Raw genomic sequence first — 14,946 nt, forward strand, 5'->3', positions numbered from 1 at the left:
TGCGACTCCTTATTATGGAGTCGCACCGCCGTTTCTCTTTATTATGTCAATGCCTTTTCAGTCTCGCGGTCGAAGATGTGCATCTTCTCCATATCGAAGACCACTTCGATCGTGTGGCCGGTGCGCGCGTTCGAGCGCGGGTCGAAGCGACCGATGAACTCTTTGCCGCTGTTTTCGACGTAAGCGTAGATTTCGGCTCCCATCGGCTCCACCACGTTGACGGCGGCATGCACTTTAGCCCGCTCTTCAACGCCGCGCGGCACGTAGTGGGCGTCGTGCAGGTCTTCGGGGCGAATGCCGAAGTAGACGCTCTTGCCGATGTGGCTGCTGACGTGATCGAGTTTGCCGGCCGGCACCGGCAAGACGAACTCTTTACCGACCACCACGCTCACCCCGCCGTCGGTGCGCTCCAGCTTCGCCTCGAAGAAGTTCATCGCCGGGCTGCCGATGAATCCAGCTACGAACATGTTGGCCGGGTGATCGTAGAGGTTCTGCGGCGTGTCGATCTGCTGCAAGATGCCATCGCGCATAACCGCAATGCGCGAACCCATCGTCATCGCTTCGGTCTGGTCGTGGGTCACGTAGATGAAAGTGGTCTTGAGGCGTTGGTGGAGCTTGCTGATCTCGGCGCGGGTTTGCACGCGCAGCTTGGCGTCAAGGTTCGAGAGCGGCTCGTCCATCAAGAAGACGGCAGGGTCGCGCACGATGGCGCGGCCAAGGGCGACGCGCTGGCGCTGGCCGCCAGAGAGAGCTTTGGGCTTGCGGTCGAGCAGGTGGGCGATGCTGAGCATCTCGGCGGCTTCCTTCACCCGCCGGTCGATCTCGGCTTTGGGCACGCGGCGCAGCTTGAGGCCGAAGGCCATATTGTCATAGACGCTCATGTGCGGGTAGAGCGCGTAAGACTGGAAGACCATCGCGATGTCGCGATCTTTAGGCGGGATGTCGGTCACATCACGATCACCAATGAAGATGCGCCCTTCGGTGACTTCTTCCAACCCGGCCAGACAGCGCAGCGCAGTTGATTTACCGCAACCCGACGGGCCGACCAGTACCAGAAACTCCCCATCGGCGATGTCGAGGTCGAGATTCTTGAGCACGGTGACTTCACCGAACCGTTTCCACACGTGATCGTACTTAATGGAAGCCATTGTCAAAGCTCCTTTGCTGGGCGAGATCGCGCTCGCCAATTGACGTTGTATCCTCAACCGGCTGCGCGCGGCGCAGCGGTGGAGTGACGGACAATCAGGCGCACTGGTAGCAGGGTGACGGGTGGCACAGTGCGCCGTTCGATCAGGCTGATCAGATGGCGGGCCAGCGTTGCACCAAGTTCACGGCGTGGCGCGCGCAACGTCGTGAGCGGCGGGTAGGTATGCGCCGCCAGCGGCAGATCGTCGCACCCCACCACCGAGACATCTTGCCCAACGACCTTGCCGGAGTCGCGCAGGGCATGCATCGCGCCGAACGCCAGCGTGTCGGTTGCTGCCAGCACCGCGGTGGGCGGGGTGCGCGCGGCCAGCAATTCTTGCATCGCCGCCATGCCATCGTCTTCACTGCTGCCGGCTTCGATCACTAGCGTGGCATCACGACGCAAGCCGGCGGCGTGCAGGGCGGCGACGTAACCGGCATAGAATGGCTCGCTGATGCTGAGGTCTGACGATGCCGCCAGCAAGGCGATGCGGCGATGGCTGAGCCGGATCAGGTGCTGGGTGGCCTGTTCAGCGCCGGCGCGCAAATCGAAGCCGGCAATCGGGCAGGTCACACCGGTCACCGGCGCGCCGATAGCGATCGCTGGAATGCGCGCTTCGGCCAATACCGCCGGGCGCTCATCAGCCACCCGCAGATCAAAGAGCACGAGCCCATCGACCCGGCCACTACGGGCAAGGCGGAGATCGAGTTCACCTTCGGCTTCGCTATCAGTGGGTGATGCGATCAAGAGGCAGTAGCCGGCTACCGTTGCCGCTTCGCTGAGACCGGCCAGTATCTCAGCAGTCGCCGGATCGGCCAGTCGTCCGGCGATGCCGGGGGCGACGACGCCGAGGGTGTGCGAGCGGGTGCGGAGGGCGCGGGCGCTGTAGTTGGGCTGGTAGCCAAGCTCAGCCACGGCGGCTAGGACGCGCTCACGGGTGGCATCGCTGACGACGCCGGTGCCGTTGAGCACATACGAGACCGTTGCGGTAGAGACTTGCGCGCGCCGCGCGACATCTTTGATCGTGGCCACAACCCTTGCTCCGCTTTAAACGTTTAAGCGGTTAATCGGTTAAGTTGACTATAGCACGTTCTTATCGCGTTGTCAAGAGGTGGAAGGAGATTAGTTGATGGCGGATCACCCCTCCCCCGTTGGGGGAGGAGTTGGGGGTGGGGGTACCCATGTTTTTACCGCCGAGGACGCAGAGGACACAGAGGGGGAAGAGCCACGAAAAGACGCAAAAGGCACAAGACAAGCAAAACCGTGTCGCTTTTTGCGTCCTTCGCGTTTGGATCCTCTGCGTCACAGCAGCACCCCTCTCCCACGCCAGTGAGAGAGGGGCTAGAGGTGCGGATCGCCCCTCCCCCAGCGGGGGAGGGGTTGGGGGTGGGGGCCAGACCCAGCCCCAAAACGGCGCCCCATACTGTATGTTCAGTGTTTCTGCGCGATGAGTTATGGCATTCCGCTAGAGCGGGAAATTGCTTCGCCTCGCTCCACTCGGCTCGCAATGACAAGCGGGGAGCGGAGACGCTTCCCCAAAAATCCTTTGCGCCCTCGGCGTCCTTCGCGTCTTTGCATTTGGATCCTCTGCGTCGTTGCTGGCTTGTTCCTACCCCGCCAACCCCTCGCGCACCAAGCGCTGGTACTCGACCGGGTGCTCGATCGGGGGCAGATGGCCGCACGCAGGGATGCACTCAACCTTCGCCGCCGGGATCAGCGCCGCCGCTGCCCGCACTTCGCCGGGCCGGATGATCCGATCGTCTTGCCCGCCGATCAACAACGCCGGCGCTTTGATCGACTGCAAGCGGCTCTTCAAGGTTGGATCGGCGGTCATTGTCTGCATGGTGACATACATCCGACTATCGGCGCGCGCATGATCGGCGAGGTACGCATCCCAACACGCCGGATCGGCGGGTGGGCTGGCCAACAGCCATGCCGCCATCAGTTGGCTGGTGAGCGGTGAACCCAAGGCCCAGCCGGCCCATGTGTTGATCGCCGGACGGGCAAGACCGAGGAAGACATCAAACGGGGTGCGCGTCAGCGCGAGCGCCAGCGCGTCGGGAGTAGTCGTGCGCACTCCGAAACTGGTCAGAATCACGTGCCTAACCCGCGCCGGCCGCGTCGCAGCGACTACCGCTGCGACGCCGGCGCCGAGTGCATGGCCAATCAGATCAAACCGGCGTAACCCCATAGCATCTGCAAACGCCATCACTTCATCTGCCAGCATTGCCAACGTTGGCGCAGTGCTCCGCGCCGACGACTCACCGCAACCGGGCAGATCGATTGCGTAGCCGGTGCGGATATCGGCCAACCCGCTTAAGATCTCGCGCCACAAACAACTCGAAGCACCAAACCCATGCACTGCAATGAGCGGCGGCCCCTCACCCACACGCAGATAGCGCAGCGGGCCATTCATTGTACGCACAGTTGCGGTCTGCACCGTACTTGCTGCGGTCGAGAGCCGCAACCCCCGTCCGCGTACAATATCATCGTTGGGTGACGGGGATTGCTCAGCCGCATCTTGGGCCGGCGGAACGGAGATGCGTAATCCGCGCCCGCGCCGGATCGGTTCGTTCGTTTCATCTGCCATACCGTTCCTCCAGTTCAGTCGCCAAGGCGGCATACGCCTGCGCGCCGGCGCTCTGTGGGGCAAAGGTCGCAATCGACGCACCGGCTGCCGGCGCTTCGGCTAACCGGATATTGAAGGGAATGACAGTCGTGAAGACCAGATCGCCGTATTGCGCCCGCACCTGCTGCTCGATCTGCTGGCTCAGGTTCGTGCGCCGGTCAGCCATCGTGCAGACAATCCCGCCGATCCGTAACGGCGGATTGATCTCGCGCACCAGCGCGATCGTCGCTTCGAGCGGCGGCAGGGCGCGCAAGGCGTAAGCGTGCAGTTGCAGCGGCACCAACACCATCTCGGCGACGGCCAGCGCATTGAGCGCAAACAAGCCAAGACTCGGCGGTGGGTCGAGCAGGATGTAGTCGTACTGATTCTGGGCGACGCGCAACGCCTTGCGCAAGAGCAATTCGCGCCCCACCCTCCCGGCCAGTTCGAGTTCGGCTCCGGCGAGATCGAGTGAGGCTGGAATGAGGTCTAACCTGTCGCTGAGAGTACGGGTGGCGAAGGCGCTCCCGTGTTCGGGATTGAGCAAGACTTCGTAGACGCTATATTCCAACCCTGCCGGGTCAACCCCCAGCCCTTGCGTCAGGTTAGCCTGCGGGTCGAGATCAACCAGCAGCACCCGTCGCCCGCGCGCCGCCAACATCACCCCTAAATTCAGCGCCGTCGTCGTCTTGCCGACACCGCCTTTTTGCATTGCCAACGCGATCGTGCGCGCCATAATCTGCACCATGCCATGCATCATTCCCAACACCATTGATTGTACCGCCCAAAGTAACACGTAGGGACGCACAGCCGTGCGCCCCTGCCCATCCAACCGATGCCCGTGCGGCTCCCTCCAATGCCCCACCGGTCGGCCCCTCCCATCCGGCTTGAGGGACGGATAGAACGGTTGATCGATTACAACCGTTGATCGCTATGCAATTCACTCCCCTCTCCCGCCGTTAGGTGGGAGAGGGGCTAGGGGTGAGGGTGAAACGGAGCATCGCAAAGCCATGAACCACATCTGTGCTCGTGCGTTCTGTCCGCTCTTGAACCCACGCAACCGATGGCCGTGCGCCCTCCACCCACGCAATCGATGGCCATTCGGCTCTCGTCCACACACCGCCGGGTGATTTGACAGCATCCCCGCCTCATTCCATAATCCTTATGCAACCACCACAACGGGTCGTTGCGTTCAATGGCAGAGCTGCCCATCCGAGCGACCTCGCGGTCTCACCCAAACGCTAGGACTACCACTATGAAAAAACTCGGCGTGATCGATCTTGGTTCCAACACCACACGCCTGATTGTGATGGCATACGAGCCGGGTTACAGCTTCCGGCTCACCGATGAGGTGAGCGAAACCGTGCGCCTCGCTGAGGGGATCGGCCCATCGCGTATGCTCCAGCCGGCGCCAATCCGGCGAGCGGTCGAAGCGCTGCGGATGTTCTATTCCCTCTGCCTATCGACCGGGGTCGATCAGGTGATCGCGGTCGGCACCAGCGCTATCCGCGAGGCCGCCAACCAAGCCGAGTTCTGGGCCGCCCTGCACGCGGCCACGCCGCTCGATCTACGCATCATTTCAGCGGAGGAAGAGGCCTACTTCGGCTATTTGGGCGCGATCAACGCCTTGCCGTTGCACACCGGCGCTCTCTTCGATACGGGCGGCGGTTCGACGCAGGTCATGGCGGTACACGATCGCTCGCTTACCCACAGCTTTTCGGTGCAAGCCGGCGTCGTACGCTTTACCGAACAGTTTGTACAGAGCGATCCCATTAGCCGCGCCGACCTGCGCCGGCTGCGCGAAGCTGCGCGCGCAGCCTTCGCCCCGCTCGATTGGCTGCCCGATCTGCGCCACGGCAAGTTGGGCGGGATGGGTGGCACGGTGCGCCAACTGGCCCGGATTGACCAAAAGCAGCGCAACTACCCGCTCGAACGGGTGCATGGCTATGTGCTGACCCGTGAAGCGATCGAGCGGCTGATCGAAGAACTGGCCCGCCGCCCACGCCGTGAGCGGCTTCAGATCCCGGGGATGAAAGAGGAGCGGGTGGATGTGACGCTGGCCGGCGCGGTGATCATCGCCACGTTGATGGATCGTGGCGGCTTTCCCAGCTTGCTGGTCAGCGGCCAAGGCGTGCGCGAAGGCATCTTCTACCAGCACTTTCTCGCTGACCAGCCGCAGCCATTGCTGGCCGATCCACGCCGCTTTAGCGTGCTCAATTTGGCCCGACTCACGCACTACGAACCTGAACACTGCGCCCGCGTCGCTCACCTTAGCCAGTCGCTCTTCGACCAACTGGCCCCCTTGCACGGCTATGGCGAATGGGAGCGGGAATTGCTTGGGTATGCCGCTATCTTGCACGATATAGGCGTGAGTGTCGGCTACTACGACCACCACAAGCACGGTGAGTATCTGATCCACAACGCCGCGTTGCTTGGTTTCAGCCATCGCGAAATTGTGATCATCGCCGGTCTAGTGCGCAACCACCGCAAAGGCTGGAGCGGCCCGGCCCCCTATGCGGCGATTGTCACCCCGGATGATGAAACGCGCATTGCTCGTCTCAGCGCCATGCTCCGCTTGGCCGAGTATCTCGAACGCAGCAAGAGCCAGATTGTGTGCGATGTGCAGGTGCAGATCGGCGAAGAAATTACGATTGACATTGTGGCTGATGGCGATGCCCACGTCGAAATCTGGGAAGCGACGCGCCGCAGTGGCCTCCTTCGTCGTAGCTTCGGGCGCGAAGTGCAGATCAGGCCGGCATGAGCGTGTGCTATAATGCGTGTTAACGATACGTGAAGGAGTAGACATCGTTCATGCGGTGCCCATTTTGCCACTTTTCAGAGACCGATGTGATCGATACGCGCAAACTCTATGAGGGCGAGGTGATCCGGCGCCGGCGCAAGTGCCGCGCTTGCAGCCGTCGCTTCACTACCTACGAGCGGATCGAATCGGTCAGTCTGATGGTGGTGAAAAAGGATGGCACCCGCGAACCGTACGATCGCGAGAAGATCGCTCGCGGCGTGCGCACCGCTTGCTATCGCCGCCCCGTCTCGGCGGACGCGATCGAGCAATTGGTGAACGATGTCGAGGCGATGGTGATGGCAACCGACGAGCAAGAGATTAGCTCGCAGGCGATCGGCGATGCGGTGATGCGCCGGTTGCGCGATCTCGATGAAGTTGCCTACATCCGGTTTGCTTCAGTCTATCGCGCGTTTACCGACATCGGCAAATTGCGCGAAGCGGTTGATGAATTGCTAGAACGTGAAGGCGACCGCAATGGCCGCCCATAACTGACAATGTAGAGGATTCTATGAGCGTCGAGACGACACCGCAGCCGGTGTCAGAACCAACAGCGAAGCTGTCATTCCTCCAGCGCCTTGCCCGTTCATTTCGCTCGATTGAATGGGTGCAAGTGCTACTGGTTGGCCTGCTTACCGCCATTGCGTGGTGTTCGCTCTTTTTGGCCAATAACATTTTACAGATTCTCGCTGGCGTGGTGCCGGTGCTGGCCGGTATCTATCTGGGCCGCAAGGTGCGCGGCGAGTATCTGGCCAATGGTCTTGCCCTCGGTATGGTGACATTTCTCTTCGGGTTGGCCATTATGGCCGGGTACGGATTGGTCGGTCAAGCCGGCATTGCCCCGATGCCGGTGATCCAACTCGATCCCGATCAACCGGCCGCGCCGGCCACGTTGGTGGATCTGATTACGATCTACTTTATCTTCTCGGCGTTTGCGTTGATCCCCTTCCCCGCGTTTGGGACGGTAATGTCGGGCCGGGCCGAAGAACGCAACCGCCAGTTACAGCAGGAGATCGCCGAGCGCGGTGGCCGCCTCGAACGTCCCAACGTCGTGCGCACGCTCGAAGATTTGCAGGGGTTGTCGCTGCCCCAGTTTGGCTCGTATGTGCTGAATCTCTTTCGCAAGAAGGGGTTTGAGTTCAAGGATTATCGCTTTATCGATAAGGATAAGCACCTTGATCTCGAACTGACCTACGAAGGCGTCACGTACCTGCTCCGGCTGTCGGTCGCCGACAAGGTGCGGCCCGGTACACTCGAAAGCCTGTTGCAGGATATGAAGCGGATGGGTGTTCCGAAAGGGTTAGTCATTACGTCAACTGAATTCACGCCCGATACCGTCAAGGCGGCTAGCGGGCGGCGCAATGTCATCATTATTGATGGAGCAACGCTGTTTGCGATGGCAGAGGGGTAGAAGAGCATGCTGCTTGATCTGAGCGGGCGGGTTGCGATTGTGACCGGCGGCAGCCGCGGGATTGGCCGCGCTACCGCTGAACGGTTGGCAGCCAGCGGGGCGACGGTCGTGGTCAATTACCGCGGCAATGCTGCGGCAGCCGAGGCGACCGTGGCGGCGATCACTGCTGCCGGCGGCAAAGCGCTAGCCGTGCAGGGTGATGTGAGCCAACCGGCTGATGTTGAGCAGTTGGTAAAAACGACACTCGAACAGTTTGGCCGGATCGATATTCTGGTCAATAATGCCGGCATCACCCGCGATAATCTGCTCTTGCGGATGAAGGAGAGCGATTTCGATGAGGTGATCGCAACCAATTTGCGCGGCGTCTTTCTCTGTACCCGCGCAGTGCTGCGCCCGATGACCAAGCAGCGCTTTGGCCGGATTATTAACATCACGTCGGTGATTGGGTTGATCGGCAATGCCGGTCAAGCCAATTATGCGGCGGCTAAGGCCGGCATCATCGGCTTTACCAAATCGACGGCGCGCGAAATGGCCAGCCGTGGCATTACCGTCAATGCCATTGCTCCCGGCTTTATCGAGACTGAGATGACCGATGCCCTCAACGAAGAGACGCGTAAAGCTATTTTGGCGACGATCCCCCTCGGCCGGTTCGGCCAGCCGGCTGAAGTGGCGGGATTAATCTGTTTCCTGGCCTCTGATGCCGGTGCGTATATCAGCGGGCAAACGCTGACGATCGACGGCGGGATGGTGATGTCCTGATGATTCGCAAAGTGTTAGTGGCTAACCGCGGCGAAATTGCCGTGCGTATCATTCGGGCTTGTCAGGAGCTGGGCATTCGTACCGTTGCGGCGTACAGCACCGCCGATCGCGATTCGCTGGCAGTTCGGCTGTCTGATGAGGCGGTCTGCATCGGGCCGCCCCCACCGGCGAAGTCGTACCTCAATGCGCCGGCATTGATCAGTGCGGCGCTCATCTCAGGCTGTGATGCGGTGCATCCCGGTTACGGCTTCCTCTCGGAAAATCCGTATTTCGCCGAGATGTGCGCCGATTGCAACCTGATCTTCATCGGCCCGCCGCCTGAGCCGATCCGTTTGATGGGTGACAAGGCGATTGGCCGTGAAACCATGCGCAAAGCCGGCGTCCCGACGGTGCCCGGGTCTGATGGCGAGGTGCGTTCGTTGGAAGAAGCTATCGATATTGCCCGCCAGATCGGTTATCCAGTGTTGCTCAAGCCGTCAGGCGGCGGTGGTGGCCGCGGCATGCGGGTGGCGTATGATGAAGCCGATTTGCAACGCGCCTATCCCACCGCTCGCGCCGAAGCCGAGGCCGCCTTTGGCAATGGCGCGCTGCTGCTAGAAAAGTACCTCACCCGCGTGCGTCACGTCGAAATTCAGGTGCTGGCCGACCAGTACGGCCACGCGATCCACCTCGGCGAACGCGACTGTTCGGCCCAACGCCGCCACCAGAAGATTGTTGAGGAAGCGCCATCGCCGGTCGTTACACCAGAATTGCGAGCTCGCATGGGCGCTGATGCGGTGCGCGGCATCCAGTCGATTGGCTATGTCAACGCCGGTACGCTCGAGTTTTTGCTCGACGAGCAGGGGAATTACTATTTCATCGAGATGAATACCCGCATCCAAGTCGAGCATCCGGTGACCGAACAGGTGACTGGCATTGATTTGGTGCGCTGGCAGTTGCTGATCGCCAGCGGCGAACGCTTGACGCTGCGGCAGGAAGACATTACAATAGCGCGGCACGCGATTGAGTGCCGGATTAATGCCGAAGATCCGGAGCGTGACTTCTTGCCGGCCAGCGGCGAAGTGGAATTTTATCTGCCACCCGGCGGCCCCGGAGTGCGGGTTGATTCGCACCTTTACTCAGGGTATGCACCTCCCGGCAACTATGACTCGTTACTGGCGAAAATTATTACGTTCGGCGATACTCGCGACGAAGCGTTGAACCGGATGCGGCGGGCGCTCAATGAGTGTGTGATTACTGGGATCAAAACAACCATCCCGTTCCAATTGGCGTTGATCGATGATCCGGATTTCCGGACCGGACGGATCCACACTGGGTATGTGGCCGAGTTGCTGCGCCAGTGGAAGGAGACACTCAATCCGGCGTAGGTCGGTGGCGGGATGCGTATGGGGAGGGCGAGATTGGCCAGTCAGCGGCATCGAGTGCGGATCGCAGCTTTGCAGATCCTGTTTGAAGTTGATGAAACCGATCACGCGATTGATCAGGTGCTCGAACGCCGGCTCGCCGATGAACCAATGCCGCCTGAGAGCGCCGAGTTTCTACGTCGCCTCGTCTTTGGCGCATGGGAGCACCGCTCGTATCTCGACCGGATTATCGAAGAGGCGGCGCCGAACTGGCCGGTCGCTCAGATGCCCGGCGTTGATAAGGCGGTGCTGCGGATTGCACTGTTTGAGCTGCTCATTGATGATATTGAGCGGACGCCGATAAAGGCGGTGATTAATGAGGCGGTCGAGCTGGCCAAACAGTTCGGCAGCGATAATTCCAGCCGGTTTGTAAACGGCGTGCTTGGCACGGTGGTCATTCGCTACCTTGCCGAGCGCGGCGATGAGGAATAGCCGTCTTTGAAAGGAAGGAACACAACCAATATGGCTTCGCCTGAGATGGAGGAGCGCCTGCGCAAGATTATCGTCGATCAGCTCGGCGTTGATGAGGCGCAAGTGGTGCCGAGCGCGTCTTTTACCAAGGATCTGAATGCCGACTCGCTCGACTTGGTTGAGCTGATTATGTCGATTGAAGAAGAATTCGGCGTCGAGATCCCCGACGAAGAGGCGGAGAAGATCCAGACCGTCGCCGATGCACTGAAGTACCTCGAAACTCATCAGAGCAACGAGTAGCGGCGAGTTGATCGGATTGCAATGCAAGGATACGCGGCGGGTGAAACAACCCGCCGTTATTTGTTTCCGAGTCATTGTCGTAGAGCAGCCGCGACGGCGCTGGCGCCCTTCGCGCAAACCGCGCACTGTGGTAAGATAGTAGTAGCATCGCATCGTATCACCGGCCAACTGCGGAGTTGTATGGAGATCTTTAACGTTCATCTGCCTGAGCTGATCCTCATCGCCGGTCTCGCACTTGTGCTCTTTGGCCCGGAACGGTTGCCGGAGTTGGGGCGCTTTGCCGGTAAGCAGGTGGCGAAATTTCTCGCGTGGCAGCAACAGTCGCCTGAACTGCAAATGATTAACGAGATGCGCAACGAGTTTGAGCGCGAGATCGCCCAATTGCGCGATGAATTGGTGCGGACGCGCAACCAGCTCGATGTGCGCAACGATATGCAGGCGATGGTTGATGAGGTGAAAGCGGTTGGCGAGCAGATGCAAACCACGCTGAACGAGGCCTTGTCAACCGCTCAGCCGGCCTCGCCGCTGCCTGAAGCAACGCTGCCACCGGCGAAGCCAATGATTCGCCCGCCGGCCCAAGCGCCGGTGCCGGCAGCCATGCCGGTCGAGCGGGTCAGCAACGACTCTGGTGTTGCCCAACCCATTACCGATGAAGATCGGATGCTCTTCGCCGATGCGGCGGCGCCGGCGACAGCATCGCCTGCCCAGAGCGTGGCGGAACCGGTCACGCCTGCCGAGCTTAGCGAAGTGCTGGCCCGGCTTAATGGGTTGGCGGCTGAACTCCAGTCGATTGTCTTTCAGTTGCAGGCGCGCGGCTTGTTAGATCAACACTGGCAACCGACCGTCGCGCCGGCCCCCGTTTCTGAGGAGACTGTCGCGCCATGACTACGAAACCGGTTCAAGCAGGCCCAGCCGATGAGACATCGATGACGCTAGTCGAGCATTTGATCGAGCTGCGCAGCCGGATTGTCAAGGCCGGCATCGGCGTGCTGATCGGCATGGTGTTTGGATTTATCGCGGTGTGGCCACAAGGTCCGATTAAACTGATCGATATCCTGATCTTGACCTTTGCCCCAATAAACGATCGCTTCGCTCCGATACAGTCCGTCGGTACCACCGAGCAGTTCACCAGCTACATGAAGGTGGCATTGTTGGTTGGCGTGATTCTGGCGATGCCGGTGATCGTGTACCAACTGTTAGCCTTTATTGTGCCGGGCCTGACCGAGAGCGAACGGCGGCTGATTTTCCGCGCCTTGCCCTTTGTGACCTTTTTCTTCCTCGCCGGGATTGCCTTCGGCTGGTTTGTCACCACGCCTGTCGCAATTCAGTTCCTGATCGGCTTTTCTGACTCGCCGCTCATCCAAACCCAACCGACGCTGTCCGATTTTCTGGAAACTGTGTCGATGTTGTTGCTGATTAACGGCGTCGTGTTTGAATTACCGATCATTATCTATGTGCTGGCATATCTGAATGTCACCACCGCCAAGCAATTGGCCGGCTACCGGCGCTATGCGATGGTCGTGGTGGTGATCATCGCCGCATTTATTACCCCGACCGGCGATCCGGTGAATCTGATGTTGCTGGCGCTGCCGATGTACCTGCTGTACGAGGTTGGCGTGATATTGGCGCGGTTTGTACCGGCGGCCCAAGCGCCGCGCAAAGCCAAACGCAACGTCGAGGCATCGTAGCGGTACAGCGGTGCTGTGCCCGTACCAGAAGCAAATTGCTATAATAGAAATATCAGCAGCAATGGTTGGAGGTGAGCGTTATGGTGGAACGGATTTGTCCGTCCTGTCGCCATGGCAACCCGCTCGAGAACCGGTACTGCGGCGCGTGCGGCGCAGCGCTCACCGGCAATGATGCGTTGGCTCCCCGCGAACCGGGTGCCTTGGCTCCTCGCACCTTGTCACTCTCGCCGGTGCAGATGCGCCAAATCGGCGCCGCGCTGGCGCTCGGCGCGGCAACGCTGGCGGTCGAAGTGGGCAAGGCATGGCTGCGCCGCCGCATGGGTACACCGGTACCGGTTGCACCGATTACTGCCGTTACCCAGAACCCGATCACGCCTGCCGTTGAGCCGGTCAGCATGACAACAACCATCATCAGCCAGCGCGTGGTTGAAATTTGGGAGCGCGGTGAATTGGTGCGGCAGGTGGTCGAGCGGCATGTCTGGCGCAAAGAATAGCTGTACACCGGCGCAGTGTACTCGCCAACGTGCAGCACACTGGCCCTGTGCAGCGGCGCAGGTCGAGCTTTTCCCTGCTCTCCAACGCGGCGAGGGTTGGTTACCTGTTCCCGATGTGCGTGTCTTCGTGACACTTCCCCGGAACCGGCGCGGGTCTGGCAGCGTCATCCATAGTGTGGTACGATACTCTTACCGCCGACACGGGAAGGATTGGCGATGACGCAGGCGATAAACCCTTCAACCTATCAGATATTGCGCCGGCAGTTGCGCCCGCTGAGCCTCAAACTGCGCCTCATTGATGGCATTGTGCTGGCGAGCCGCACTCTATGGATGGCGCTTACCGGGAGTGCAGTGGTGGCGGCTATCGGTTGGATTACGCCGGTACCACAGTTGCTATGGTGGGTGTTGGCACCGATCGCGCTGTGGTTGGCGGCTATCACCGGTACCAGCGCGTTCCGGCCGTTGCCGCCGCGCCGAGCCGCGCAGCGGGTGGATCGCATCCTCAATCTGCGCGAACGGCTCTCGACGGCGATTGAATTGTATGAAACCGGCGCTGATACGCCGCTCGCGCCCTACCAACAGGCTGACGCGAGCGCGCTGGCGTTACAGCTCCATCCACGCCAGATCCCGATCGTGGTGCCGCGCCAGCCATTGCTGCTGGCGTTGCTGCCGGCGCTGGTAACGGTTGCGTTACTGACGCTGCCTAACCCGATGAACCAGATCTTAGCCGAGCGCGCCGCTGTCGCCGAGATGATCGAACAGGTCAATCAGCAATTGGCCGAATTAGAGCAAGAATTGGCCGCGCGCGATGAGCTCACACCCGAACAACGGGCCGAGTTAGAGGCGATCCTGCGCCAGTTGCAAGCTGAGCTGGCCCGCAACCCCGGCGATCGCCAAGAGGCACTGGCCGATCTGGCCCAAGCCGAAATGCGTCTGCGCCAACAGCTTAATCCGCAAACGGACGTGCGCCAAGCGGCGCTGGAACAGTTGGCGCGCCGGTTGGAACAACTCTCGAATAACCCGACGTCGCCACGCCAGACGCTTGACCAGTTGCGCCAACAGCTTGAGCATTTGGCAGCCAGCCTCGATCAGATGAGCGCCGCGGAGCGCGAGGCATTAGCCCAAGAATTGGCCCAACAGGCTGCGCAACTCGCATCGGCGGATCGCGCCACCGCGCAGGCCCTACAAGATGCAGCGCAGGCACTTGAACGCGGCGATACCCAAGCCGCTGCCGAGGCGTTGCAGCAGGCCGGCCAGCAGGTGCAAAATGCCCAAGCTGCTGCCGCTGACCAGCGCGCCGTCCAACAAACGTTGAGCAATACCCAGGCGGCCCGCCAGCAAATTGCGCAAGCCGGCCAACCCGGTCAAGGCCAGCAGGCCCAACAAGGTCAAGGGCAGGCCCAACAAGGCCAAGGGCAAGGCCAGCAAGGCCAGGGGCAGGCCCAACAAGGTCAAGGGCAAGGTCAACAGGGGCAACAAGGGCAACCCGGTCAAGGCCAACAAGGGCAACCCGGTCAAGGCGGCGGCTCAACGGCTGACAATCTCGGCCAACAACAGAGTAACGTACCGGGCAATGTCGATCCGAACCGGCCAAGCTCGCAACAGGGGCAAGGACGCAACGATGACCTCGTGTACCAACCCTTCCGGCCCTCCGGTCAAACCGGTGATCCTGACTTTATCGCCGGCCAGCAGGGCAGCGGCGGCAGCAGTGAGGTGCGTCCGGGTCAAGGCCAGCAGGGTGGTTTGAATAATCCGTCGGTTATCCCTTACGAGCAGGTGTTCCCTGAATACCAGCGCACGGCGACAGAAGCAATCGATCGCGGCAGTGTGCCGATTTATTTACAAGATCTCGTCCGCGAATACTTCTCGCGGCTGGAACCGTAGCACGC

Annotated in this window: 15 protein-coding genes; 11 read left to right on the forward strand and 4 right to left on the reverse strand. The window is 60.8% G+C overall.

Features of this window, described 5'->3' with window-relative positions; genetic code table 11:
• Window positions 1-41: 41 nt before the first annotated feature.
• From U9R61_RS17275 to U9R61_RS17290, 4 genes are all read right to left on the reverse strand, one after another.
• A complete protein-coding gene (locus U9R61_RS17275; protein ID WP_322490059.1) occupies window positions 42-1,148 on the reverse strand; it encodes an ABC transporter ATP-binding protein in 1,107 nt (368 codons plus the stop codon).
• 53 nt (window positions 1,149-1,201) lie between these two features.
• Entirely contained in the window at window positions 1,202-2,218 is a 1,017-nt protein-coding gene (locus tag U9R61_RS17280; RefSeq protein WP_322490060.1) for a LacI family DNA-binding transcriptional regulator, read from the reverse strand.
• 577 nt (window positions 2,219-2,795) lie between these two features.
• Window positions 2,796-3,776, reverse strand: coding sequence for an alpha/beta hydrolase (locus U9R61_RS17285; RefSeq protein ID WP_322490061.1), 981 nt, complete (start codon window positions 3,774-3,776; stop codon window positions 2,796-2,798).
• Window positions 3,766-4,554, reverse strand: a complete 789-nt coding sequence (locus U9R61_RS17290; protein ID WP_322490062.1) for an AAA family ATPase — start codon at window positions 4,552-4,554, stop codon at window positions 3,766-3,768. The genes U9R61_RS17285 and U9R61_RS17290 overlap by 11 nt, the downstream gene beginning before the upstream one ends.
• A 495-nt stretch (window positions 4,555-5,049) precedes the next feature.
• Between U9R61_RS17290 and U9R61_RS17295 the strand changes: the two genes are divergently transcribed.
• The 11 genes from U9R61_RS17295 (at window position 5,050) to U9R61_RS17345 (ending at window position 14,941) form a co-directional block, all read left to right on the forward strand.
• Entirely contained in the window at window positions 5,050-6,555 is a 1,506-nt protein-coding gene (locus U9R61_RS17295) for a Ppx/GppA phosphatase family protein (RefSeq protein WP_322490063.1), read from the forward strand.
• Between the two features lie 50 nt (window positions 6,556-6,605).
• The gene (gene nrdR, locus U9R61_RS17300; protein ID WP_322490064.1) at window positions 6,606-7,082 is read left to right on the forward strand and encodes a transcriptional regulator NrdR; all 477 of its coding nucleotides are present in this window, start codon (window positions 6,606-6,608) and stop codon (window positions 7,080-7,082) included.
• Between the two features lie 20 nt (window positions 7,083-7,102).
• Window positions 7,103-8,002, forward strand: coding sequence for a restriction endonuclease (locus U9R61_RS17305; protein WP_322490065.1), 900 nt, complete (start codon window positions 7,103-7,105; stop codon window positions 8,000-8,002).
• Between the two features lie 6 nt (window positions 8,003-8,008).
• On the forward strand, window positions 8,009-8,761 hold the full coding sequence (gene fabG / locus U9R61_RS17310; RefSeq protein ID WP_066785484.1) for a 3-oxoacyl-[acyl-carrier-protein] reductase: 753 nt from the start codon (window positions 8,009-8,011) through the stop codon (window positions 8,759-8,761).
• Window positions 8,761-10,128, forward strand: coding sequence for an acetyl-CoA carboxylase biotin carboxylase subunit (accC, locus tag U9R61_RS17315; protein WP_322490066.1), 1,368 nt, complete (start codon window positions 8,761-8,763; stop codon window positions 10,126-10,128). The genes fabG and accC overlap by 1 nt, the downstream gene beginning before the upstream one ends.
• 18 nt (window positions 10,129-10,146) lie before the next feature.
• Window positions 10,147-10,596: a transcription antitermination factor NusB gene (gene nusB, locus U9R61_RS17320; protein ID WP_322490067.1), complete on the forward strand. Its 450-nt coding sequence runs from the start codon at window positions 10,147-10,149 to the stop codon at window positions 10,594-10,596.
• 30 nt (window positions 10,597-10,626) lie between these two features.
• Window positions 10,627-10,875, forward strand: coding sequence for an acyl carrier protein (locus tag U9R61_RS17325; protein WP_066785478.1), 249 nt, complete (start codon window positions 10,627-10,629; stop codon window positions 10,873-10,875).
• 180 nt (window positions 10,876-11,055) lie between these two features.
• Complete coding sequence (locus tag U9R61_RS17330) at window positions 11,056-11,760, forward strand: twin-arginine translocase TatA/TatE family subunit (protein WP_322490068.1); 705 nt, start codon at window positions 11,056-11,058, stop codon at window positions 11,758-11,760.
• Entirely contained in the window at window positions 11,757-12,563 is an 807-nt protein-coding gene (gene tatC / locus U9R61_RS17335) for a twin-arginine translocase subunit TatC (protein ID WP_322490069.1), read from the forward strand. Before U9R61_RS17330 ends, tatC begins: the two co-directional genes overlap by 4 nt.
• 80 nt (window positions 12,564-12,643) lie before the next feature.
• Complete coding sequence (locus tag U9R61_RS17340; RefSeq protein WP_322490070.1) at window positions 12,644-13,057, forward strand: zinc ribbon domain-containing protein; 414 nt, start codon at window positions 12,644-12,646, stop codon at window positions 13,055-13,057.
• A 216-nt stretch (window positions 13,058-13,273) separates the two neighbouring features.
• On the forward strand, window positions 13,274-14,941 hold the full coding sequence (locus U9R61_RS17345; protein WP_322490071.1) for a hypothetical protein: 1,668 nt from the start codon (window positions 13,274-13,276) through the stop codon (window positions 14,939-14,941).
• Window positions 14,942-14,946: the final 5 nt, after the last annotated feature.

The sequence above is a fragment of the Chloroflexus sp. genome, assembly GCF_034431535.1.
Classification (GTDB): domain Bacteria; phylum Chloroflexota; class Chloroflexia; order Chloroflexales; family Chloroflexaceae; genus Chloroflexus.

Bases quoted from the DNA above. Each gene is read 5' to 3' on its own strand.
- U9R61_RS17275 (WP_322490059.1), bottom strand. From the start codon at position 1,148: ATGGCTTCCATTAAGTACGATCACGTGTGGAAACGGTTCGGTGAAGTC.
- U9R61_RS17285 (WP_322490061.1), bottom strand. From the start codon at position 3,776: ATGGCAGATGAAACGAACGAACCGATCCGGCGCGGGCGCGGATTACGC.
- U9R61_RS17290 (WP_322490062.1), bottom strand. From the start codon at position 4,554: ATGATGCATGGCATGGTGCAGATTATGGCGCGCACGATCGCGTTGGCA.
- U9R61_RS17295 (WP_322490063.1), top strand. From the start codon at position 5,050: ATGAAAAAACTCGGCGTGATCGATCTTGGTTCCAACACCACACGCCTG.
- nrdR (WP_322490064.1), top strand. From the start codon at position 6,606: ATGCGGTGCCCATTTTGCCACTTTTCAGAGACCGATGTGATCGATACG.
- U9R61_RS17305 (WP_322490065.1), top strand. From the start codon at position 7,103: ATGAGCGTCGAGACGACACCGCAGCCGGTGTCAGAACCAACAGCGAAG.
- fabG (WP_066785484.1), top strand. From the start codon at position 8,009: ATGCTGCTTGATCTGAGCGGGCGGGTTGCGATTGTGACCGGCGGCAGC.
- accC (WP_322490066.1), top strand. From the start codon at position 8,761: ATGATTCGCAAAGTGTTAGTGGCTAACCGCGGCGAAATTGCCGTGCGT.
- nusB (WP_322490067.1), top strand. From the start codon at position 10,147: ATGGGGAGGGCGAGATTGGCCAGTCAGCGGCATCGAGTGCGGATCGCA.
- U9R61_RS17325 (WP_066785478.1), top strand. From the start codon at position 10,627: ATGGCTTCGCCTGAGATGGAGGAGCGCCTGCGCAAGATTATCGTCGAT.
- U9R61_RS17330 (WP_322490068.1), top strand. From the start codon at position 11,056: ATGGAGATCTTTAACGTTCATCTGCCTGAGCTGATCCTCATCGCCGGT.
- tatC (WP_322490069.1), top strand. From the start codon at position 11,757: ATGACTACGAAACCGGTTCAAGCAGGCCCAGCCGATGAGACATCGATG.
- U9R61_RS17340 (WP_322490070.1), top strand. From the start codon at position 12,644: ATGGTGGAACGGATTTGTCCGTCCTGTCGCCATGGCAACCCGCTCGAG.
- U9R61_RS17345 (WP_322490071.1), top strand. From the start codon at position 13,274: ATGACGCAGGCGATAAACCCTTCAACCTATCAGATATTGCGCCGGCAG.